General features: G+C 70.5%; 19 protein-coding genes and 2 pseudogenes. 16 read left to right on the top strand and 5 right to left on the bottom strand.

What is annotated here, in order from left to right:
- The first annotated feature begins 39 nt into the window (after positions 1-39).
- Positions 40-1,209 (top strand): MFS transporter, encoded by a 1,170-nt coding sequence (locus tag MOPEL_RS12075; RefSeq protein ID WP_245544775.1) that lies wholly within the window; start codon positions 40-42, stop codon positions 1,207-1,209.
- An 86-nt stretch (positions 1,210-1,295) separates the two neighbouring features.
- Here MOPEL_RS12075 and MOPEL_RS12070 read toward each other — a convergent pair whose 3' ends face one another.
- Entirely contained in the window at positions 1,296-1,583 is a 288-nt protein-coding gene (locus tag MOPEL_RS12070; RefSeq protein ID WP_009760571.1) for a WhiB family transcriptional regulator, read from the bottom strand.
- Between the two features lie 257 nt (positions 1,584-1,840).
- Here MOPEL_RS12070 and shbA point away from each other — a divergent pair, with 257 nt between their 5' ends.
- The 3 genes from shbA to guaB all read left to right on the top strand — a co-directional run bounded on the left by shbA (position 1,841) and on the right by guaB (position 5,266).
- Positions 1,841-2,485: an RNA polymerase sigma factor ShbA gene (gene shbA / locus MOPEL_RS12065; protein ID WP_009760570.1), complete on the top strand. Its 645-nt coding sequence runs from the start codon at positions 1,841-1,843 to the stop codon at positions 2,483-2,485.
- Positions 2,485-3,612: a hypothetical protein gene (locus MOPEL_RS12060; RefSeq protein WP_009760569.1), complete on the top strand. Its 1,128-nt coding sequence runs from the start codon at positions 2,485-2,487 to the stop codon at positions 3,610-3,612. Before shbA ends, MOPEL_RS12060 begins: the two co-directional genes overlap by 1 nt.
- A 118-nt stretch (positions 3,613-3,730) precedes the next feature.
- Positions 3,731-5,266, top strand: coding sequence for an IMP dehydrogenase (gene guaB, locus MOPEL_RS12055; protein WP_009760568.1), 1,536 nt, complete (start codon positions 3,731-3,733; stop codon positions 5,264-5,266).
- A 97-nt stretch (positions 5,267-5,363) separates the two neighbouring features.
- On the opposite strand, the gene MOPEL_RS18555 is transcribed toward guaB, so the two are convergent.
- The gene (locus MOPEL_RS18555) at positions 5,364-5,519 is read right to left on the bottom strand and encodes a hypothetical protein (protein ID WP_009760567.1); all 156 of its coding nucleotides are present in this window, start codon (positions 5,517-5,519) and stop codon (positions 5,364-5,366) included.
- Positions 5,520-5,749: 230 nt separating this feature from the next.
- A pseudogene (locus MOPEL_RS19020) lies at positions 5,750-5,989 on the bottom strand (glycosyltransferase family 2 protein); the annotation flags it as partial.
- A gap of 489 nt (positions 5,990-6,478) precedes the next feature.
- Between MOPEL_RS19020 and rfbF the strand changes: the two are divergent.
- The 5 genes from rfbF to lhgD are packed head-to-tail and all read left to right on the top strand — an operon-like array spanning position 6,479 to position 11,468.
- A complete protein-coding gene (gene rfbF, locus MOPEL_RS12045) occupies positions 6,479-7,255 on the top strand; it encodes a glucose-1-phosphate cytidylyltransferase (RefSeq protein ID WP_009760566.1) in 777 nt (258 codons plus the stop codon).
- A 1-nt stretch (position 7,256) separates the two neighbouring features.
- Positions 7,257-8,282 (top strand): NAD-dependent epimerase/dehydratase family protein, encoded by a 1,026-nt coding sequence (locus MOPEL_RS12040; protein WP_009760565.1) that lies wholly within the window; start codon positions 7,257-7,259, stop codon positions 8,280-8,282.
- Positions 8,282-8,827, top strand: coding sequence for a dTDP-4-dehydrorhamnose 3,5-epimerase (gene rfbC, locus MOPEL_RS12035; RefSeq protein WP_009760564.1), 546 nt, complete (start codon positions 8,282-8,284; stop codon positions 8,825-8,827). The genes MOPEL_RS12040 and rfbC overlap by 1 nt, the downstream gene beginning before the upstream one ends.
- The gene (locus MOPEL_RS12030) at positions 8,824-10,128 is read left to right on the top strand and encodes an NAD(P)H-dependent oxidoreductase (protein ID WP_009760563.1); all 1,305 of its coding nucleotides are present in this window, start codon (positions 8,824-8,826) and stop codon (positions 10,126-10,128) included. The genes rfbC and MOPEL_RS12030 overlap by 4 nt, the downstream gene beginning before the upstream one ends.
- Positions 10,125-11,468 (top strand): L-2-hydroxyglutarate dehydrogenase, encoded by a 1,344-nt coding sequence (gene lhgD, locus MOPEL_RS12025; RefSeq protein WP_009760562.1) that lies wholly within the window; start codon positions 10,125-10,127, stop codon positions 11,466-11,468. The genes MOPEL_RS12030 and lhgD overlap by 4 nt, the downstream gene beginning before the upstream one ends.
- A 387-nt stretch (positions 11,469-11,855) precedes the next feature.
- Here the strand turns inward: lhgD and MOPEL_RS12020 are convergent.
- Positions 11,856-12,143 (bottom strand): annotated as a pseudogene (locus MOPEL_RS12020) (transposase); the annotation flags it as partial.
- A 118-nt stretch (positions 12,144-12,261) separates the two neighbouring features.
- On the opposite strand from MOPEL_RS12020, the gene MOPEL_RS12015 reads away from it, so the two are divergent.
- Both MOPEL_RS12015 and MOPEL_RS12010 read left to right on the top strand, forming a co-directional pair.
- Entirely contained in the window at positions 12,262-12,573 is a 312-nt protein-coding gene (locus MOPEL_RS12015; RefSeq protein WP_217994541.1) for a hypothetical protein, read from the top strand.
- 290 nt (positions 12,574-12,863) lie between these two features.
- A complete protein-coding gene (locus MOPEL_RS12010) occupies positions 12,864-14,207 on the top strand; it encodes an alkaline phosphatase (protein ID WP_009760559.1) in 1,344 nt (447 codons plus the stop codon).
- 163 nt (positions 14,208-14,370) lie between these two features.
- Here the strand turns inward: MOPEL_RS12010 and MOPEL_RS12005 are convergent, their stop codons facing one another.
- Positions 14,371-14,964, bottom strand: a complete 594-nt coding sequence (locus MOPEL_RS12005) for a TetR/AcrR family transcriptional regulator (RefSeq protein ID WP_009760558.1) — start codon at positions 14,962-14,964, stop codon at positions 14,371-14,373.
- 133 nt (positions 14,965-15,097) lie between these two features.
- On the opposite strand from MOPEL_RS12005, the gene MOPEL_RS12000 reads away from it, so the two are divergent.
- From MOPEL_RS12000 to fabG, 5 genes are all read left to right on the top strand, one after another.
- Entirely contained in the window at positions 15,098-16,243 is a 1,146-nt protein-coding gene (locus tag MOPEL_RS12000; RefSeq protein ID WP_009760557.1) for an acyl-CoA dehydrogenase family protein, read from the top strand.
- 528 nt (positions 16,244-16,771) lie between these two features.
- Positions 16,772-17,536 carry an SDR family oxidoreductase gene (locus MOPEL_RS11995; protein WP_009760556.1) on the top strand — a complete coding sequence of 255 codons (765 nt, stop codon included), beginning with the start codon at positions 16,772-16,774 and terminating at the stop codon, positions 17,534-17,536.
- On the top strand, positions 17,533-18,504 hold the full coding sequence (locus MOPEL_RS11990) for an SDR family NAD(P)-dependent oxidoreductase (RefSeq protein WP_245544774.1): 972 nt from the start codon (positions 17,533-17,535) through the stop codon (positions 18,502-18,504). Before MOPEL_RS11995 ends, MOPEL_RS11990 begins: the two co-directional genes overlap by 4 nt.
- On the top strand, positions 18,501-19,484 hold the full coding sequence (locus MOPEL_RS11985) for an NADPH:quinone oxidoreductase family protein (RefSeq protein WP_009760554.1): 984 nt from the start codon (positions 18,501-18,503) through the stop codon (positions 19,482-19,484). The genes MOPEL_RS11990 and MOPEL_RS11985 overlap by 4 nt, the downstream gene beginning before the upstream one ends.
- 78 nt (positions 19,485-19,562) lie before the next feature.
- Positions 19,563-20,330 (top strand): 3-oxoacyl-ACP reductase FabG, encoded by a 768-nt coding sequence (gene fabG / locus MOPEL_RS11980; protein WP_009760553.1) that lies wholly within the window; start codon positions 19,563-19,565, stop codon positions 20,328-20,330.
- The last annotated feature ends 12 nt before the right edge of the window (positions 20,331-20,342 follow it).

Raw genomic sequence — 20,342 nt, 5'->3', positions numbered from 1 at the left:
GGGACGGGCGCACGGCGGGGGAGGGTGTGGCGTCCGGGTGTGACGATCGCCCTCGCGGTTCTCGCCGTGGCGTTCCTCCTGCGGGCGCCGATCACGAGCGTCCCGCCGACGCTCTCGACGTTGCGGGCCGATCTCCACCTCGGCCCTGCCCTCGCCGGTGCGACGACGTCGCTGCCGATGGTGTGCTTCGGCCTGTTCGCGTTCGCGGCGCCCTATCTCGTCGGCCGTCTCGGCCTCGAGCGGGCGATGCTACTCCTCCTCGTGCCGATCGCGGCGGGTGCGCTCGTCCGCAGCGCGGGCGGCGCGGCGGCATTCTTCCTCGGCACGGTGCTCGTCGGGTGCGGCATCGCGCTCGGCAACGTCCTCGTTCCGTCGTTCATCCGTTCCCGCTTCCCCACGCGCATCGCGCTGCTCATGGGCGCCTACACGGCGACCTTGCAGATCAGTGGGGCCCTCGGCTCGACGGCGACGGTCCCGCTCGAGGACGGCCTCGGCTGGGGGTGGCCGCTCGCCCTCGGCCTCTGGGCGGTGCCCGCACTCGCCGTGCTTGCATGGTGGGTCGTCATCGTGCGTCGCACGCCCGGCCACGACGCCGGGGCGGTCACCCCTCCGACGGGACTCCGTGCCGTCGCGACGACCCGCCGCGCCTGGGCGATCACGGCGTTCATGGGGTTGCAGTCGTTGATCTTCTACAGCCTCGTCACGTGGCTGCCCGACCAGCTCACCGCGCAGGGGCTCTCGCCCGCGGCGGCCGGGGCGGTGCTCGGCCTTTTCAGCCTGCTCGGCATCCCGGGATCGTTCGTCGCGCCGCGCTTCGCCACCTCGCGTCGGGCGCGGCCGTGGATCACCGCCGTGTGCGGCGTCCAGATCGTCGCGTTGCTGTGCCTCGGTCTCGGCCCGGCGGCGGCGGCCGTGGCCGCGTCGGTCTGCGGTCTCGCGCAGGGTGCGGCGTTCTCGAGTGCGTTGACGTTCGTCGCAGACCAGCCCGACTCCGCCGACGTGCCGGCCGTGTCCGCCCTCGCGCAGGGCGTGGGCTACGTCGTCGCGGCGACGGGGCCGATCCTGCTCGGGGTCCTCTTCGACGCGACGGGATCGTGGCAGGTGCCGGACCTCGTGCTCGTCGGGGTGCTCGTGGTGCTCGTCGTGCTCGGTGGGCACGTCGGATCCTCGTTGCACCGGGCGAACGCGGTCGCGCGGGCGGCCGGGTGACCTGCACGCGTGGGTGAACGGCGAGGGGGCGATCCGGGCCCCCTGGGGCGGGGGCGCCTCTGGGCCCGGAGTGGGGGAGCGGTGCCTCAGGAGGCGAGCTCGTGCGCGGCGTGGTGCGCCTCGCGCTCGTCCTCCGTCATGCCTCCCCACACGCCGTACGGCTCGCGGACGGTGAGGGCGTGCTCCCGGCACTCCTGCAGGACGGGGCAACCCGCGCACACGAGCTTGGCCGAGGCGTCACGTGCGCGGCGTCGGGCACCGCGCTCGCCCTCGGGGTGGAAGAACGCCTCGGAACCGGTTTCTCGGCACGCCCCCTGGTACTGCCATTCCCAGCGGTCGGCCTGCGGGCCGGGGAGGCGGGAGATCTCCGCCATGAGGTCCTCCTGTGATGCCGACGGTGGCCCCTCGGGTTGCCGCCACGTCGTGGATGGGGCAACCTCGGGGTCGTGGTGTGACGTGTCGATGCCTACGAGCGCGTCCCTAGATCGATACCCGCTGTCCGGGGGTTCAAACCGGGCATGTGTCCCTGGGGGGTCGGACTCCGTTCCGTCGGAGCCGTCGGTGGGCCATGATGGGGGAGGGCGTCTCGCGCCCGGAGGCTAGGGCGAACGCCCGGCGAGGAGGAACTCGAATGACCGTTCCGATGCGGCCCGTGATGTCCGCCGGCGACGACGTAACGTCCGGGGCGCCCGGCGCGATGTCAGCCGTGAACGCCGCGTCACCCCTCGCCGACCTCGCGCATGCCGCGATGGCCGGGGACACCGCGGCCCTGGAGGGGCTCATGCTCGCCGTCCGCGAGCGGGCCTTCCGGTATGCCCGAGCCCGGTTGGGTCGGTTCCCGCACGCCGCGGGTGCCGCCGAGGATGCAGCGCAGGAGGTGTGTATCGCGGTGCTCACGTCATTGTCGCGATACGACGAGCGCGGCGTCCCCTTCGAGGCGTACGTCTACTCGATCTGTGCCCGCAAGGTCGCCGACGTGCAGCGGTCGATGTACCGCCAGCCCGTCCCCACCGACGAGATGCCCGAGCGGGCCGATCTCGACGCGGGGCCCGAGGAGCTCGTCGTCGCCGGCACGCAGGCCGACGAGGCGTGGGCGCTCATGCACCAACTGCCCGACCATCAGCGTGAGCTCCTCACGTTGCGCGTCGCGGTGGGTCTGTCCGCCGAGGAGACCGCGTCGTCCCTCGGCATGACGGCGGGGGCCGTCCGGGTCGCGCAGCACCGTGCGTTGGCCCGCCTTCGCGAGATGTTCCACAAGCGCCAGGGGGAGGCGTGATGACCGCCGGACTGGACTTCGGCCCCATCCGGGACGACGACGAGCTGCTCGATCGGCTCGGTGACCGCCGACGCGGGAGCCACGGGGATCGTGACGACCTCGAGGACATGCTCGCCGCCTGGACGGCGCGCATCGACGCCGACGAGCAGGAGTACGCCGAGAACGTCGGACCGCTCGGCCTGCGTCGTGTCCCCGGCACGGTCGACGACGCACCGTCGCGGCTCACCGTCGTGCAGGTGCGCCGCGCCCGCGCGGTCGCCGTGCTCGGCGCGCTCGCGCTCACCGTCTCCGGTGGCGGCGTGGCCGCCGCCCTCACCCAGCACGAGTTCGGGCCGGTGCGCACCGTCGCCGCCAAGGCCGCCGAGGCGGCCGCGATCGTGCGCGGCGACGTCCCCACGGCCACGCAGAGTCCGTCCGCGGTGAGTGCCGCCGCGGTGCCGCAGGTCGTCGAGAGCATCCGGCACGCGGTCGACACCGGCGACGTGCAGAAGGCCAAGGGCATGCTCGAGGTGTTCCGCAGCCTCGCACCCAAGGACGCGGCGAGCCCCGAGATCACGCAGCAGGTCGAGGAACTCGCGAAGAAGATCGACGCGGCCGACCCGACGATCGTCGCGGCACCCTCGGTCGACAAGGAGGTCACCGCGACGACCGCGTCGACAGGCCGGCCCACCGGTGTCCCGTCGAGCACGGTGGCGCCCTCGATCACGACCGCGCCCCTCACGACCGCGCCGACGGCCGAACGCACCCCGTCGAAGACCGGGGCGACGACCGCGGAGGGGACGCCCCAGAAGACGCCGGACGCCACCGTGGGGCCCTCGGCTCCCACCCAGGCGGCTCCGGCGACGCCGACCCCGCCGGCCCCGCTGGGCAGCGCGGGTGGCGGGCAGACGGCCGGCACGGGATCCCCGTCGACGTCGGTCGGGACCCTGGAGGCGCGTGAGCCCACCGGGGTCGTCGAGAAGGGGTCCGACGTGGCTCCCGGAGACGGCACCGACAAGGCGACGCACGACGGGTCCGGCGCCGGGGGTTCGACGTCGGGCGAACGGTCGGAGAAGTCCGGTGACGCCGCCGCCGTCGAGGTCCGCGAGACCGCGGGGGGTGCCGACGCGGCGACCGCCGCCCGCTGAGTCCTCGAGGTCGGATTCGCCTCTCGCACACCGGGACGGGTATGCCCGACGTCCGCCCCCGCCGGGCATCCGTGCCTCGGCGGATGGGGAGCGACGGGACACCGCGTAGACTCCCGACATGAGCGACGCCCATCACGACGGTCCCTTCCACTCCGGCGAGGTGCCGGCCCCGTTCGCTCGGCTGGGGCTCACCTTCGACGACGTGCTGCTCCTCCCCGGGGACACCGAGGTCATTCCCAGCGAGGCCGACACGAGCAGTCGCGTGAGTCGCCGCATCGAGGTGGCGATGCCGATGCTGTCGGCGGCGATGGACACGGTCACCGAGGCGCGCATGGCGATCGCCATGGCCCGCCAGGGTGGCCTCGGCATCCTCCACCGCAACCTCTCCATCGAGGACCAGGCGCATCAGGTCGACGTCGTCAAGCGCAGCGAGAACGGCATGATCTCCGACCCGATCACGACGACTCCCGACGCGACGCTCGCCGAGGTCGACGAGGTCTGCGGTCAGTTCCGTATCTCGGGTCTGCCGGTCGTGGACGAGGGGGGCGTCCTCGTCGGCATCATCACCAACCGCGACCTTCGTTTCGAGACGGACTTCTCGCGGCGCGTCCGCGAGGTCATGACGCCGATGCCGCTCGTCACGGCGGGCGTGGGCGTCGACAAGCACGAGGCGCTGGGCCTCCTCGCGACGAACAAGATCGAGAAGCTTCCCCTCGTCGACGACCAGGGGCGTCTCAAGGGTCTGTTCACGGTCAAGGACTTCACCAAGACGGAGAAGTACCCGCACGCGACGAAGGACGACGCGGGTCGTCTGCGCGTCGGTGCGGCGGTCGGGTTCTGGGGTGACTCCTTCGAGCGTGCCGGGGCCCTTGCCGACGCCGGTGTCGATCTCCTCGTCGTCGACACGGCCAACGGTCACGCGCGCGGCGTCACCGACATGATCCGCCGCCTCAAGTCCGACCCGGCGTTCCGCGACATCGACGTCGTCGGCGGCAACGTCGCGACGCGCGAGGGGGCACAGGCTCTCGTCGACGCGGGCGCGGACGGCATCAAGGTCGGCGTCGGGCCGGGTTCGATCTGCACGACGCGCGTCGTCGCCGGTGTCGGCGTGCCGCAGGTCACCGCGATCTACGACGCGGCGCTCGCCGCCCGCCCGGCCGGTGTGCCGGTCATCGGTGACGGCGGCCTCCAGTTCTCTGGTGACATCGCCAAGGCCCTCGTCGCGGGTGCCGACACGGTGATGCTCGGTTCGCTCCTCGCGGGGTGCGAGGAGAGCCCCGGCGAGCTCGTGTTCGTCAACGGCAAGCAGTTCAAGCGGTACCGGGGCATGGGGTCGCTCGGCGCGATGCAGTCGCGCGGTCGTGCGAAGTCGTACAGCAAGGACCGGTACTTCCAGGGTGACGTGTCCGACGACGACAAGGTCGTGCCCGAGGGCATCGAGGGCCAGGTCGCCTATCGTGGCCCGCTCGGCGCGGTCGCCTACCAGCTCATCGGTGGTCTGCGGCAGTCGATGTTCTACGTCGGTGCGCCCACGATCCGGGAGCTCCAGGAACGTGGTCGCTTCGTGCGCATCACGGCGGCGGGCCTCAAGGAGAGCCACCCGCACGACATTCAGATGACCGTCGAGGCGCCCAACTACTCCGGGCGCGGCTGAGCGGCGTCACCCCGCCCATCTGCGAGCGCGGTGAGGCGGCCCTCGGGTCGTCCGCCGCGCTCGCGCATGTGAGGGAGCCGTTCGCGCAGGGGTGGGATCAGAGTGGTTCGAGCCCTGCGGTCTCCTCGGCGCGGGCGAGCGCTTCGCCACGGAAGAGGCTGATGTGGGCGGCGAGGGGGGACGGGACGAGCGTCGCGAGGGCGAGACGCGCGGCGTCCACGGTGGGGTGTCGGCGGAGGTCGTCGAGGAGCACCCGTCGCGCCCGCTCCGCTTCGCGGTCCCGTACGAGCGCGCGGGCGGTGAGGACGGCGAGGACGCTGCGCTGTCGGTGGAGGATCTCTCGCCGTCGCGGGTCGCCCGTGGTGTTCCCGAGCGCGATGTCGTAGGCCGCGATCGCGCCGAGTCCTTGGCGGGCTGCCCGGGTGGAGGAGTCGTTGTTCGCGTGCAGTCGGTACCGGGTGACCGCCTCGCGTCGTCGTCGTCGAGCTTCATGACGAGGGGTGCGCGGGCGGCGGCGAATCCCAGGAGGGCGTTGCGGGCGAGGCCCAGGTTGTATTCCCGGCCGACGTACACGAAACGTGGGTCGTCGAAGGCCCGGACCTCCTCCGCGACGACGGGTTCGGCCGCGTTGTCGCAGACGAGGACCTCGAAGTCGGTGAACGTCTGGGCGCGGAGCGAGGCGAGTGCCGTGTCGAGGTAGGCACCTCGGCGGTAGGTGGGCACGACGACGGTGACGGCCGGCACGGTTCCTCCTCGCGACGGCCCGGGCTCCGGTGGGTCGTCGGTGGCGACGCGGGCCACCCGACGCCATCCCCTCCGGCCGGCCGCCCCCGGGCCTGACCCGATCGTGCCACGGGAGACGGCCTTGCATACGTCGTCCGGGGCGAGGACCGAGGTGAGAGGGTCTGAATGACACCGGTTTCCAGGGACACCGGAGCTCCGACGCGGGGAGGCGTTCTGCGGGAGCCCGCGGGCCGGGAGTCGGACGGCTGTATAGTTGGGGCGGGGAAGAGAACCGGGGGACGCCGATCACGAGGCGTACACGGCCTCCGTTCCGGGCAGGACGACCACGTCCGCCCGTCCGTCCGCCGACTTGGTCCTCTCTTCCCTGAACGCGGGTTCCCGCCGACGACCGGTGGAACCCGGAACGACGTGTCTGGGGGGAACGTCCTACCGGACGTGAGGGGCATCGAGCCTGGGGAGGGCCCGTACATGAAGGCAGTCATTCTTGCCGGAGGACTGGGGACGCGGCTGAGCGAGGAGACCGTCCTCAAGCCGAAGCCGATGGTCGAGGTGGGCGGCAAGCCCATCCTCTGGCACATCATGAGCGAGTACGCCGCGCACGGCATCGACGAGTTCGTCGTGTGCTGCGGTTACAAGGCCGAGTACATCAAGGAATGGTTCTCGACCTACGCCATGCGCAACTCGGACATGACGTTCGACCTGGCGACGGGCGACGTGCAGATCCACAAGCGCGACGTCGAGGACTGGAAGGTCACGCTCGTCGACACGGGCCTCAACTCGATGACGGGTGGCCGCCTCAAGCGGGTCGCCGAGTACATCGGTGACGAGACCTTCTGCTTCACCTACGGCGACGGCGTCTCCGACACCGACATCACCGCGACGATCGACTTCCACAAGAAGTCGGGTCGCCTGGCGACGATGACCGTCGTGCAGCCCCCGGGCCGGTTCGGCGCGATCAGCCTCGGCGCCAACGAGACGACGATCGAGACGTTCCAGGAGAAGCCGGACGGTGACGGCGCCTGGGTCAACGGCGGTTACTTCGTGTGCGAGCCGGGCGTCATCGACTACATCACCGGCGACGACACGGTGTGGGAGCAGGAGCCCCTGCGGGGCCTCGCCCACGACGGTCAGCTCAACGCGTACAAGCACGCGGGCTTCTGGCAGCCGATGGACACGCTCAACGACAAGAACAAGCTCGAGAAGATGTGGGCCTCCGGCGAGGCCCCTTGGAAGGTGTGGAACTGACATGAAGGTCCTCGTCACCGGAACCGAGGGATACCTCGGCTGCCTGCTCGCCCCGATGCTCATCGAGGCCGGCCACGACGTCGTCGCGGTCGACGCCGGGTTCTACAAGAACGGCTGGCTCTACAACGGCATCAAGAGCTCTGCGCTCACCCTCGAGAAGGACATGCGCAACCTCACCGAGGCCGACTTCGAGGGCGTCGACGCCGTCGTCGCGATGGCGGAGCTCAGCAACGACCCGGTCGGCGACCTCGTCGGCCCGCTCACGTACGAGATCAACCACCTGGGCTCGGCCCACGTCGCCAAGACGGCCAAGGCCGCCGGCGTCGAGCGGTTCGTCTACATGTCGAGCTGCTCCGTGTACGGCGTCGCCGACGGCACCGTCGACGAGACCAGCCCCGTCAACCCGCAGACGGCCTACGGCAAGTGCAAGTACCTCACCGAGCAGGACCTGTGGGAGCTCGCGGACGACAACTTCCACCCCGTCGCCCTGCGCAACGCCACCGCGTTCGGTGCGAGCCCGCGTCAGCGGTTCGACATCGTCCTCAACAACCTGTGCGGCCTCGCCTACACGACCGGCGTCATCGCGATGACCTCGGACGGCACCCCGTGGCGTCCCATGGCCCACGCGCTCGACCTCTGCAAGGGCATCATGACGATGCTCGACGCCCCCGTCGAGAAGATCCACGCGCAGGCGTTCAACTCGGGCAGCAACGACAACAACTACACGGTCCGCGAGATCGCCGAGACCGTCGCCGCCGAGTTCGAGGGCTGCAAGCTCAGCTTCGGTGAGCCCGGCGCCGACAACCGCAGCTACAAGGTGAACTTCGACAAGATCACCGACACGCTCGGCTACAAGGCCGACTGGAACCTCGCGATGGGCGCCAAGCAGCTCCACGAGGTGTTCGACGCGATCCAGCTCGACACCGAGACGTTCAACGGTCGCGGCCACACGCGTCTCAAGCAGATCGACTGGCTGCTCAAGACCGGCCAGGTCGACGAGAAGCTCTTCTGGAAGGCGAACCACTGATGGAATTCACGAAGACCGCTGTCGACGGCTGCTGGATCATCGACCTCAAGCCGTTCGAGGACGCCCGCGGCGGGTTCGCCCGTACCTTCTGCGTGGACGAGTTCGCCGAGCACGGCATCCCCACCGAGGTCAAGCAGGCCAACATGTCCTGGAACCACAAGAAGGGCACGATGCGCGGCATGCACCGCCAGATCGCGCCCGCGGCCGAGGGCAAGCTCGTGCGCTGCGTCCGCGGCACCATCGTGGACTGCTGCCTCGACCTGCGTGAGGACTCGCCCACGTTCGGCAAGAACGTCATGGTAGAGCTCTCCGCCGACAACCACCGCGCCCTGTGGATCCCGCCGTACTGCGCGCACGGGTACCTGACGATGACCGACGACACCGAGGTGACCTACCAGGTGTCCGGCATGTACAGCCCCGAGCACGAGCGCGGCCAGCGCTACGACGACCCGGCGTTCGGCCTGCAGTGGCCGGGCGAGGTCGACGTCATCAGCGACAAGGACAAGGCGTGGCCCGACTGGGACGGTAAGGAGATCGTGCGTTGATCGTCACCGACACCCTCCTCGCGGCCCGCAAGGACAACCCCATCAAGGTCGGCATCGCCGGCCCCGGGTTCATGGCCAAGGGCCTCATCAACCACATCATGAACACGAAGACGGGCATGACCGTCGGTGTCGTGTACGCCCGCACCCCGGAGAAGGGCGTCGCGGCGCTCGAGAACGCCGGTATCGCCCGTGACGACATCGTCGTCGTGGACAACCCCGGCGCGGCCGACGCGGCCATGGAGTCCGGCAAGGTCGCCGTCACCGGCGACCACACCGTGATGACCCGTTCCGCCGTCGCGTGCGTCGTCGACTGCACCGGCTCGGTCGAGTTCGGCTGCCGCCTCGCGCTCGACACCCTCGCGGGCGGCAAGCACCTCGTGCTCATGAACGCCGAGGTCGACGCCACCGTCGGCCCGATCCTCGCCAAGAAGTTCACCGAGGCCGGGCTCGTCTACACCGGCTGTGACGGCGACCAGCCCGGCGTGCAGATGAACCTCATCCGGTTCGTCCGCGGCCTCGGCCTCACGCCGCTCGTGGCGGGCAACATCAAGGGCCTGCAGGACCCGTACCGCACCCCCACCACCCAGGAGGGGTTCGCCAAGAAGTGGGGCCAGGACCCGCACATGGTCACGAGCTTCGCCGACGGCACCAAGGTGTCCGTCGAGCAGGCCCTCGTCGCCAACGCGGCCGGCCTCTCGGTGCACCAGCGCGGCTGCCTGCAGCGTGACCACCACGGTCACGTCGACGAGCTGACGACGATGTACGACGTCGACGAGCTCAAGGAACTCGGCGGCGCGGTCGACTACGTCGTCGGCGCCAAGCCCGGCCCGGGCGTCTACGTGCTCGCCACGCACGACGACCCCAAGCAGCAGCACTACCTCAACCTGTACAAGCTCGGCGAGGGCCCGCTGTACTCCTTCTACACGCCGTACCACCTGTGCCACTTCGAGGTGCCGAACACGGTGGCCCGCGCGGTGCTCCTGGGTGACGCGACGATCCGGCCGCTGCCGCAGGCGCCCAAGGTCGAGGTCATCACCGTCGCCAAGAAGGACCTCAAGGCGGGGGAGACCCTCGACGCGCTCGGCGGTTACACCTACTACGGCGAGTGCGAGAAGGCCCCCATCGCGGCCAAGGAACGGCTCGTCCCGGTCGGCCTGGCCGAGGGGTGCGTCCTCACGCGCGACATCGCCAAGGACGAGGCCATCTCGTACGACGACGTCACCGTGCCCGAGGGGCGCCTGGCCGACGAGCTCCGCCGCGAGCAGGACGAGACGTACCCGCAGCCGGAGGTGAGAGCGTGACCGACGACACCTCGACCGGCGCGATCCTCCCCGGGGACGCCGGACCCAAGACCGTCGACCACCCGATCACGGTGGACGCGACCAGGCAGGTCGACGTCGCCGCAGGTGACGCGACCGGCGCGCAGGCCTACGACTTCGTCGTCGTCGGCGGCGGCATCGTCGGTCTCGCGACCGCGATGGAGCTGCTCAAGCGCCGCCCCGGCGCGAGCCTCCTCGTGCTCGAGAAGGAGGACCGCGTCGCGTTCCACCAGACCGGGCACAACTCGGGTGTCATTCACGCCGGCATCTACTACAAGCCGGGCTCGCTCAAGGCGGTCCTCTGCAAGGAGGGCGCCGAGCGTACCCGCGCCTTCGCCGACGAGCACGGCATCCCGTACCGCAACTGCGGCAAGCTCATCGTCGCGACGAACGACGTCGAGCTGCAGCGGATGAACGCCCTGTTCGACCGGGCTCTGCAGAACGGGATGAACGTCGAGAAGCTCGACGGCACGGAACTCAAGCGTCGCGAGCCGCGCATCAACGGCATCGGCGCCATCTGGAGCCCCAACACCGGGATCATCGACTACAAGCAGGTCTGCCGGACGATGGCCGAGGTCATCGAGGCCTCCGGCGGGCGTGTCCAGCTCAACGCGCGGGTCGCCGACATCACGGAGTCGCTCTCCGAGGTGCGCGTCGACGTCGCCGACACGGCGAGCAAGGACGCCCCGGTGCAGACCGTCTACGGCAAGAAGCTCGTCGTCTGCGGCGGCATCCAGGCCGACCGGCTCGCGAGCATGGCCGGACTCGACCCCGAGTTCCAGATGGTGCCGTTCCGTGGGGAGTACTACCGGCTGGACGCGAGCAAGAACGACATCGTCTCCTCGCTCATCTACCCCTGCCCCGACCCCGACCTGCCCTTCCTCGGCGTACACCTCACGCTGATGATGGACGGTGGCGTCACCGTCGGCCCCAACGCCGTCATGGGCTTCGCCCGCGAGGGGTACCCGAACTGGTCGATGAACGTGCGGGACATGAAGGACTTCGCCACGTACAAGGGCTTCTGGAAACTCGTGCCCGGCGTGATGAAGACCGGTCTGGTCGAGATGAAGAACTCCGCCTACAAGCCGGGGTACCTCAAGCTCGTCACCAAGTACGCGCCCGAGCTCACCGTCTCCGACCTCACGCCCGAGCCCGCGGGCATCCGTGCGCAGGCCGTGATGAAGGACGGTTCCATGGCCGAGGACTTCCTCTTCATGGAGACCGACCGAATGGTGCACGTGTGCAACGCGCCCTCTCCGGCCGCGACGAGTTCCATGCCCATCGCCGACATGATCGTCGACAAGGTGCTCGCCGGCTCCTGACGGCCCACACGACCGTCTCGACGGCCCCGCCCGACCGCGTCATCGCGGCCGAGCGGGGCCGTCGGCGTCCCGGACCCGTTCGCGGCGGCACAGCATTCCTGTTCACAGGGTGGACAGATCTGCACAAATACTCGAGGGTACGGCCTCCCCTTCTCACCAGGAATGTTCGCGGATTCGGCCACGAACTTCGGCAAGCTTGTCGCGAGGTTTAGTGGATTCTTCGTTTAGCGTCGACAGCGACGGGTAGCGAGCGTGTGGGTCGTGATCGGCCCGACCCACGGCCCTGATCATGGTCGTGCACCGATCAAGGAGAATTCGTATGCGTAAGGCCATCGCCACCATCGCCCTCGCCAGGGCCTGTCAACCTTTCCGTGTAAGGGGCGGTGTTCATAGGTGGGGGTTGATGCGGTCGGGGTAGGCGATGGCGAGTTGGGCCAGGGCCTTTTTCCAGTTCGTGGTGACTTGGCCTTCGACCAGGCGCCCAGCGGCTCGTCGTCGCTCGGCTGGCAGGCCCTTCTCCTTCTCGCGGTCGCGGGCCCGTTTGTCCTCGATGGTGCAGATCGCCAGCCACAGCAGCTTCACGACCGCGGCATCGCCGGGGAAGTGGCCGCGGTTCTTGGTGACCTTGCGCAGCTGGTAGTTCAGCGACTCGATCGAGTTCGTCGTGTAGATCACAGGCCATCTGACATGCCCCCTCGCCACCGCAGCGTGCGCCGCCCCTGCCGGTGTCGCGTTCGCCGACACCGCCACGCCGACCACCGGCACCACGGTGGGCACCGACGCCACCCCCACGGTGACGGAGACGAGCACGCAGACGCAGACGCAGCAGGTCGAGAAGAAGGACCGCACGGGCCTCTGGGGTCTTCTCGGTCTCCTCGGCCTCGGTGGCCTCCTCAAGAAGCCGAAGCGTGAGGTCGTCGAGACCCAGCGCGTGCACCACGACGAGCGTCCCCGCACGACGCACACGAACACGACCGGCACGCACACCAACGGCGCCCACGACACCGGCACGACCGGCACGACCGGCACCACGGGAACGACGGGCAACACCGGCCTCGGCAACAACGGCACCACGGGCACGGGCCAGGGCGACGTCCGCCGCTGAACCTGAGCGACGACGCAGCGGAGCGATCCGCACCCGCGTCCTCCCGACGAAGGCGGGATCCACCACCAGTGGGTCCCGCCTTCGCGCGTCCCGGGCCCATGGACGCGTCCCGGCGCAGGGATGCGCCCCTGCCACGCGCCGTGGATCACGCTGTTGCTCAATCAGATTCGACCCTTTCCGGCGTGCATGCGCCTAACGTCGCAGGCGGGCGTCCGGATACGGGTCACCGTCTCCGGACGTCTGCCTGGCCCTGCCGGGCCGGTGCATCCTCCTGACGAACGGAGCGTCACGTGAGCCAGCGTCACCCCCGCATGATCCCCGCCGGACGAGCCACCCTCGCCGCAGCCGTCGCCGCCACCCTCATCGGTGGAGGCGGCGCCCTCGCCGGCCTGGCGGACCGCGCCCCCGCCGACGCGGCGGCGCCCGCAGCCCCGACCGCGGCCCACGGCCGACACCCACGGGCCAAGAACGTCATCCTGTTCATCGGTGACGGTATGGGCAGCACCCACCGCGACCTCATCCGGTACGTCAACGTCGGGCCGCAGGGCAAGCTCGAGATGGACACGATGCCCGTCGCCGGCCGTAGCCAGACGTTCCCCCACGACCCCAAGGCCATGGTCACGGACTCGGCCGCCGGTGGAACCGCCCTCGCCACGGGCGTCAAGACCTACAACGGCGCGATCGGGGTCGACGAGGACGGGAATCCCGTCCGCAGCGTGCTCGAACTCGCCGCCCGCAACGGCAAGGCCACCGGCCTCGTGACGACCTCCCAGGTCACCGACGCCACGCCCGCCGCCTTCGGTGCCCACGTGGCGGATCGGGGCGATCAGAGCCGCATCGCGAGGCAGTTCCTCGAGAGCAGCAGGCCGCAGGTCATCCTCGGCGGTGGTGAGGACCGTTGGCTCCCTGCCGGGACACCCGGCGCGTTCCCCGACGCCCCCGCCGAGGACCCGACCGAGAAGAGCTCGGGCACGGAGGGCGACCTCATCGCGAAGGCGAAGAAGCTCGGCTACCAGTACGTCACCGACACCGCCGGCCTCAAGGCCGCGAAGGGCGACAAGATCCTCGGCCTCTTCGCCAACGAGGAGATGTTCCAGCAGGCACCCGAGGGGAAGGGCGACGTCTACGCGCCCCGGGTGTCCCTGCGCGACATGACGGCCAAGGCGATCTCCACGCTCTCGCGTGACGACGACGGGTTCTTCCTCATGGTCGAGGAGGAGGGCATCGACGAGATGGCCCACAAGGCCAACGCCACCCAGGTCCCCAAGGCGGGCAAAAACCTCGACGAGGCCGTCGGTGTCGCCAAGCGGTACGCCGCCGCGCACGGCGACACCCTCGTCATCGTCGTCGCCGATCACGAGACCGGCAGCCCCGCCATCGAGGACGTCCCCGAGCTGCAGGACAACCCCAAGTACCCCAACGAGCGGGGCGAGGGCGTCACGGCCGAGGACGGGCCCTTCGGTGCACCCGGTACCGACCGGCGCTTCGTCGTCGACTGGACGACGACGAACCACTCGGCCGAGGACGTGCCGCTCACGGCCATGGGGCCCGGCTCCGAGCGGCTCTCCGGCGTCTACGAGAACACCCACGTCCACGACGCGATGGTCGCGGCGATGGGGCTGCGCCGCCGCTGAGGCGAGATCGGCCGCCGCGGCTCGCCCGTCCTCACCTCGTGGTGGCGTCGCGGCGGGCCGTGGCCGGTCGACCTCACTCGTGGGGGCGAGGTGTCGGGAGTCCGGCGTCGGACGACGCCCCACGTCGACGTCATCGACCCGGACGTGGCCCGGCGGCTCGCCGTCAGGCGTCGGGGGTCGGTGCGAGCATCCGGAGGGCGAGGTCGGTGAGGTGCTCGGCGAGGTCCTCGGAGCGCCACGTGCCGTCGTCCGACCACCAGCGGGCCACGTCGACACCGAGAGAGATGAGGCCCACGACCGTCATGGCCGGCCGCGCGGTGGCGAACTCGCCCGTCGCGACGCCGTCGTCCACCACCTCCCGGAACACGGCCGTGATGCGGCGGCGCACCCCGAGCACCTCGTCCCGATGTTCCGGCGTGAGTGCGTCGAGCTCGTAGTTGACGATCCGCGACACCGTGTGGCGATCCGCGTGGAGCCGCACCCACGCGTGCATGAGCGCCCGGAGTCGCGCGGTGGGGGAGTCCTGTGCCGCCACGGCGTCGCTCACGAGCGCGAGCACCTCGCGGTGTCCCTCCATCGACAACTCGTGGAGCAGCGACTCCTTGCTCGCGTGGTGGACGTACACGGCCGCCGGACTCATGCCCGCCGCGGCGGCGATGTCCCGCGTCGTCGTCGCGTGGAACCCCTTCGCCGCGAACGACTCGGCCGCGGCCGACTTGAGGCGGTCCCGGGGGCCGGGCTCGGCACTCCTTCTCATGTGGGGGATCCCTCCTGTGGTGCACGCGACAGTCGCAGGCGCTTGACCTCGACCCCGTGCGTCGGACAGTCTCGGCGACAAGACGTCGACTGAGCAAGCGCTTAGTCACACTAACCCCAGCTGAGGAGCCGACATGCAGCGCACGATCTTCGACGAGGACCACGAGTCCTTCCGCCAGTCCGCCCGCGAGTTCGTCGAGCGCACCCTCGTGCCCCGTGCCGACGAGATGATCCGCGAGCACACCATCCCCCGCGACATCTGGGAGAAGGCCGGCGAGCAGGGCTTCTTCGGCCTCTGCATCCCCGAGGAGTACGGCGGTGCCGGCATCGACGACTACCGCTTCAACGCCGTCTTCGGCGAGGAGTGCGCCCGCTTCACCAACGCCACGTCGTCCTGCTTCGGCATCCACGCCGACATCACCGCGCCCTACATCGTCCACCTCGGCACCGAGGAGCAGAAGCAGCGCTGGCTCCCCGACGTCGCCGCCGGCAAGAAGATCATGGCCATCGGCATGACCGAACCCTCCGGCGGCTCCGACCTCGCCTCCCTCAAGACCACCGCCGTCCGCGACAGCGACGAGTGGGTCATCAACGGCTCCAAGACCTTCATCACCAACGGCTACCAGTGCGACCTCGCCGTCGTCGCCGTCCGCACCGACCCCACCAAGGGCGCCAAGGGCATCAGCCTCTTCGTCCTCGAGTCCGACATGGGGGGCTTCTCCAAGGGCAACAAGCTCGACAAGGTCGGGCAGGAGGAGGCCGACACCTCCGAACTGTTCTTCGAGAACGTCCGCGTCACCGACGACCACCTCCTCGGCCCGGAGGGCATGGGCTTCATCGAGATGATGAAGCACCTCCCGCAGGAACGCCTCGGCAACGCCGTCGCCAACCTCGCCAACGCCCGCCAGATCCTCGCCGAGACGATCGAATACACCAAGGAGCGCAAGGCCTTCGGCATGCCCGTCGGCTCGTTCCAGCACAACAAGTTCAAGATCGCCGAGATGGTCACCAAGGTCGAGGTCACCCAGGCCTACGTCGACCAGTGCATCGCCGCCCACGCCGACGGCACGCTCAGCGCCGTCGACGCCGCCAAGGCCAAGTGGTGGGCCGCCGAGGTCCAGTGCGCCGTCCTCGACGAGTGCGTCCAGCTCCACGGCGGCTACGGGTTCATGAACGAGTACCGCGTCGCCCGCGCCTGGCGCGACGCCCGCGTCCACAAGATCTGGGCGGGGACGAACGAGATCATGAAGGAGCTGATCGGCCGCGACCTCGGTCTCTGACGAACGATGAAGGGGAGGGTGGGGTGAGCGAAGCGAGCCCCCGCCCGAAGTGGAATCCGAGGAAGAACCGACATCGGACATCGGGTCGTGACAGCCGGCCATCCTGGCGGCGCGTCAGGCGCAGGGATCTCCGGCCCACCATCCGGCCTCGCAGGCTCGGCCTTCCGCCAGGCCCGGCCCGTCCTCCGATCCCCGCGCCTGACGCGCCTCACTCTCTCTCGCTCCTCCTTCGGTCCCAGGGGGGGGTAGGTGGCTGACGTTCGGCCGCTCATCCGCTCGGGCTCGCGGTCCGGGATCCGGGCTGACCTCATGGGCTCTGGTCTGCGGTTCGGGTCCGCGATGGTTGCTCACCGGTTCGGGTCTGCGGTTCGGATCCGGCGGGTTGGCTCCCCAGGGGTCACTCCACCCCTCTTCCTCTTTTCCCCGCCCTCGCGGGTGATGCTGTTCTGACACTTCGCCGATGCGGTGTCCCGCCGCTCGGCCCCGACCATGGGACGATCCGTCTCACCTCTCACTCCAAGGACGCAGATGAACAGGTTCGAAGGCAAGGTCGGCATCGTCACGGGTGCCTCGCGCGGCATCGGGTTGGCGATCGCCCAGCGGCTCGTCGACGAAGGGGCGAAGATCGTCCTCACCGCCCGCAAACCGGAGGCGCTCGCCGCCGCCGTCGAGCAGCTCGGAGGCGAGGAGCACGCCGTCGCCGTCCCCGGTAACGCCGCCGACCCCGACCGCCAGGCCGTCGCGATCCGCACCGCGATCGACCGGTTCGGCTCCCTCGACCTGCTCGTCAACAACACGGGCATCAACCCGGCCTACGGGCCGCTCATGAAGCTCGACCTCGATGTCGCCCGCAAGATCCTCGACACGAACGTCGTCTCGTCGCTCGCGTGGGTGCAGCAGGCCCACGCCGCCTGGATGGGCGAACACGGTGGCGCCATCGTCAACATCGGCTCCGTCGCGGGCCTGCGCGCCGCGCCCGGCATCGCTTTCTACGGGGCCAGCAAGGCGGCCCTCATCCACCTCACCGAGGAACTCGCCGTCGAGCTCGGCCCGACGATCCGCGTCAACGCCGTCGCACCCGCCGTCGTCAAGACCGACTTCGCCAAGGCCCTCTACGAAGGCCGCGAGGAGAAGGCCGCCCGCGGCTACGCGATGAGGCGTCTCGGCGTGCCCGAGGACATCGCCGGCGCCGTCGCCCACCTCCTCTCCGACGACGCCTCCTGGACCACCGGCGTGACGATGGTGCTCGACGGCGGCGCCACCCTCGTCGACGGTTCCGCGATCGGCGGGTGACCGTGAACCCGCGCGACACCCGCGTCGTGGTGACGGGCGCGGCCGGAGGCATCGGCCGCGCGCTCGCCGCCCGTGCCGCCGCCGAGGGGGCGCGCGTCGTCGTCTCCGACATCGACGCGGACCGACTCCGCACCACCGCGGCCGACCTCGGCGCGCACGCGGTCGTCGCCGACCTCGCCACGGCCGACGGCGTCACCGCGCTCGTCGAGGAATCGACCGCGCACCTCGGCGGCATCGACATGTGGATCGGCAACGCCGGGATCCAGGGCGGGCTCGGCCTCGACACCCCTGACGCGACGTGGCACCTCGCCCATGAGATCAACGTCATGGCGCACGTCCGCGCCGCCCGGCTCCTCGTGCCCCGCTGGCTCGAGCGGGGCGGGGATCACCGCGGCCGGTTCGTCGTCACCGCCTCCGCCGCCGGACTCCTCACGATGCTCGGCTCCGCGCCGTACTCCGTGACGAAGCACGGCGCCGTCGCGTTCGCCGAATGGCTCGCGGCGACGTACGGGCACCACGGCATCGACGTCCACGTCCTCGCGCCCCAGGGCGTCGAGACCGACATCTACCACGCCGCCGGACCCGCGCAGGGGCTGCTCCGCGCCGACGGGCTCCTCCAACCCGAGGATGTCGCCGACGCCCTCTTCGACGCCGTCGAGGAGGGCCGGATGCTCGTCCTGCCCCACCCACGCGTCGCCGACTACTACCGTGCCCGCGCGGGCAACCCAGACGCATGGGTGCGGGGCATGCAGCGTCTCCAGCGTCGCCTCGACGACGCGACTGCGGAGCTCTCCGCATCCGACACCGGCACCCCCGCCCCGTCGACGTCGGGGGCCGACGTTCCGAAGACCGCCGTGCGCGGCGGGGCCACCCCGGCTACTCCCGCGCCGGACACCCCGGTCCGCGAGATCGCGAACGGGGCGACGGCCCCGACCGGTCCGCGGCCCCACCCCGAGGAGCAGAGATGAAGGCCTGGCAGGTCACCCGACTCGGCGAACCGACCGATGTCCTCACCCTCGAGCAGGTCCCGGCGCCGACGCCCGGCGCCGGCGAGGTCCACGTGCGCGTGCGGGCGACGGCGGCGAACTTCCCCGATGTCCTCATGATCCGCGGCGAGTACCAGGTGCGTCCGCCGCTGCCGTTCACCCCCGGCGTCGAGATCTGCGGCGACGTCCTCGCCGTCGGTGACGGCGTCACCCACGTCGAGGTCGGGCAGCGCGTCGCCGGGATGGCGGCGATGCCGAACGGCGGGTTCGCCGAGGAAGCACTCCTCCAGGGCGTGTCCGCGATGCCCGTGCCGGACGGAGTCACCGACGAGGCCGCTGCGAGCCTCACCATCGCCTACCAGACCGGCTGGTTCGGCCTCCACCGTCGCGCCAGGCTTCAGGAGGGCGAGTGGCTGCTCGTCCACGCCGCGGCAGGCGGCGTCGGCAGCGCCGCCGTCCAGCTCGGCAAGGCGGCGGGCGCCCGCGTCATCGGCGTCGTCGGCGGGCCCGACAAGGCCGAGGTCGCGCGCTCGCTCGGCTGCGCAGCCGTCGTCGACCGGCGCAGCGAGGACGTCGTCGCCCGCGTCAAGGAGATCACCGGCGGCCACGGCGCCGACGTCGTCTACGACCCCGTCGGCGGCGACGCCTACACGCAGTCGACGAAGTGCATCGCCTTCGAAGGGCGCATCGTCGTCGTCGGGTTCGCCTCCGGCACGATCCCCGCGCCCGCGCTCAACCACCCCCTCGTCAAGAACTACGGCGTCCTCGGCCTCCACTGGGGGCTCTACGCGAGCAAGGAACCCCGCGCACTCCTCGACTGCCACCTCGAACTCGTGCGCATGCTCGAGGAGGGCACGATCGCTCCGCTCGTGAGCGAGACCGTGCCGCTGGACGGCATGCCGGATGCCCTCGCCCGCCTCGGCGCGGGCGCGACGACCGGCCGCGTCGTCCTCACGCCCTGACAGCCACCCACCCCATCCGACACGTACCGGCCGCCTCGTCACCCGCGCGGCCGGGCCCCCGACGCACGAGGAGACCCCATGACCGAGCAGAGTGAGAAGACCCGGACCGCGATCGTCACCGGTGCCGCCCGCGGGATCGGCGCCGCCGTCGCGCGCCGACTCGCGGCCGACGGGATGGCCGTCGCCGTCCTCGACCTCGACGAGAGCGCGTGCGGCGCCGTCGTCGAGGAGATCACCGCCGCCAGGGGCCGGGCCCTCGCCGTCGGCGTCGACGTCTCCGACGAGGCCGCCGTCGAGGCCGCAGTGACGCGCGTCGCGAACGAACTCGGTTCTCCCACCGTGCTCGTCAACAACGCCGGCATCATCCGCGACGACATGCTCTTCAAGATGAGCGCCGACAACTGGGACGCGGTGATGAACGTCCATCTCCGCGGCGCGTTCCTCATGACGCGGGCCACGCAGCGGTACATGACGGAGGAGAAGTACGGCCGCATCGTCAACCTCTCCTCGACCTCGGCCCTCGGCAACCGCGGTCAGGCGAACTACTCCGCCGCGAAGGCGGGCCTCCAGGGCTTCACGAAGACGGTCGCGATCGAGCTGGGCAAGTTCGGCGTGACGACCAACGCGATCGCGCCCGGATTCATCGCGACCGACATGACGCGCGCCACCGCCGAGCGTATGGGCGTCACGTTCGAGCAGTTCCTCGAGGGCGCCGCCAAGCAGATTCCCGTCGGCCGCGCCGGACAGCCCGAGGACATCGCCGCGACGGCGTCGTTCCTCTGCCGTGAGGAGGCCGGGTTCGTCTCCGGCCAGGTGATCTACGTCGCCGGCGGCCCCACCTGCTGAGACCGTCCCACC

The organism is Mobilicoccus pelagius NBRC 104925, from assembly GCF_000247995.1.
In the GTDB taxonomy this organism is placed as follows: Bacteria; Actinomycetota; Actinomycetes; order Actinomycetales; family Dermatophilaceae; genus Mobilicoccus; species Mobilicoccus pelagius.
The sequence above is the reverse complement of the archived record's forward strand: the minus strand, read 5'-3'. Positions and strand labels throughout refer to the sequence as shown.

What these genes read in the sequence shown, in the direction of transcription:
- MOPEL_RS12000 (WP_009760557.1), top strand. Translation starts at nt 15,098, where the DNA reads ATGCAGCGCACGATCTTCGACGAGGACCACGAGTCCTTCCGCCAGTCC.
- MOPEL_RS11985 (WP_009760554.1), top strand. Translation starts at nt 18,501, where the DNA reads ATGAAGGCCTGGCAGGTCACCCGACTCGGCGAACCGACCGATGTCCTC.
- MOPEL_RS12060 (WP_009760569.1), top strand. Translation starts at nt 2,485, where the DNA reads ATGACCGCCGGACTGGACTTCGGCCCCATCCGGGACGACGACGAGCTG.
- rfbF (WP_009760566.1), top strand. Translation starts at nt 6,479, where the DNA reads ATGAAGGCAGTCATTCTTGCCGGAGGACTGGGGACGCGGCTGAGCGAG.
- guaB (WP_009760568.1), top strand. Translation starts at nt 3,731, where the DNA reads ATGAGCGACGCCCATCACGACGGTCCCTTCCACTCCGGCGAGGTGCCG.
- MOPEL_RS11995 (WP_009760556.1), top strand. Translation starts at nt 16,772, where the DNA reads ATGAACAGGTTCGAAGGCAAGGTCGGCATCGTCACGGGTGCCTCGCGC.
- rfbC (WP_009760564.1), top strand. Translation starts at nt 8,282, where the DNA reads ATGGAATTCACGAAGACCGCTGTCGACGGCTGCTGGATCATCGACCTC.
- MOPEL_RS12070 (WP_009760571.1), bottom strand. Translation starts at nt 1,583, where the DNA reads ATGGCGGAGATCTCCCGCCTCCCCGGCCCGCAGGCCGACCGCTGGGAA.
- MOPEL_RS12005 (WP_009760558.1), bottom strand. Translation starts at nt 14,964, where the DNA reads ATGAGAAGGAGTGCCGAGCCCGGCCCCCGGGACCGCCTCAAGTCGGCC.
- MOPEL_RS12040 (WP_009760565.1), top strand. Translation starts at nt 7,257, where the DNA reads ATGAAGGTCCTCGTCACCGGAACCGAGGGATACCTCGGCTGCCTGCTC.
- shbA (WP_009760570.1), top strand. Translation starts at nt 1,841, where the DNA reads ATGACCGTTCCGATGCGGCCCGTGATGTCCGCCGGCGACGACGTAACG.
- fabG (WP_009760553.1), top strand. Translation starts at nt 19,563, where the DNA reads ATGACCGAGCAGAGTGAGAAGACCCGGACCGCGATCGTCACCGGTGCC.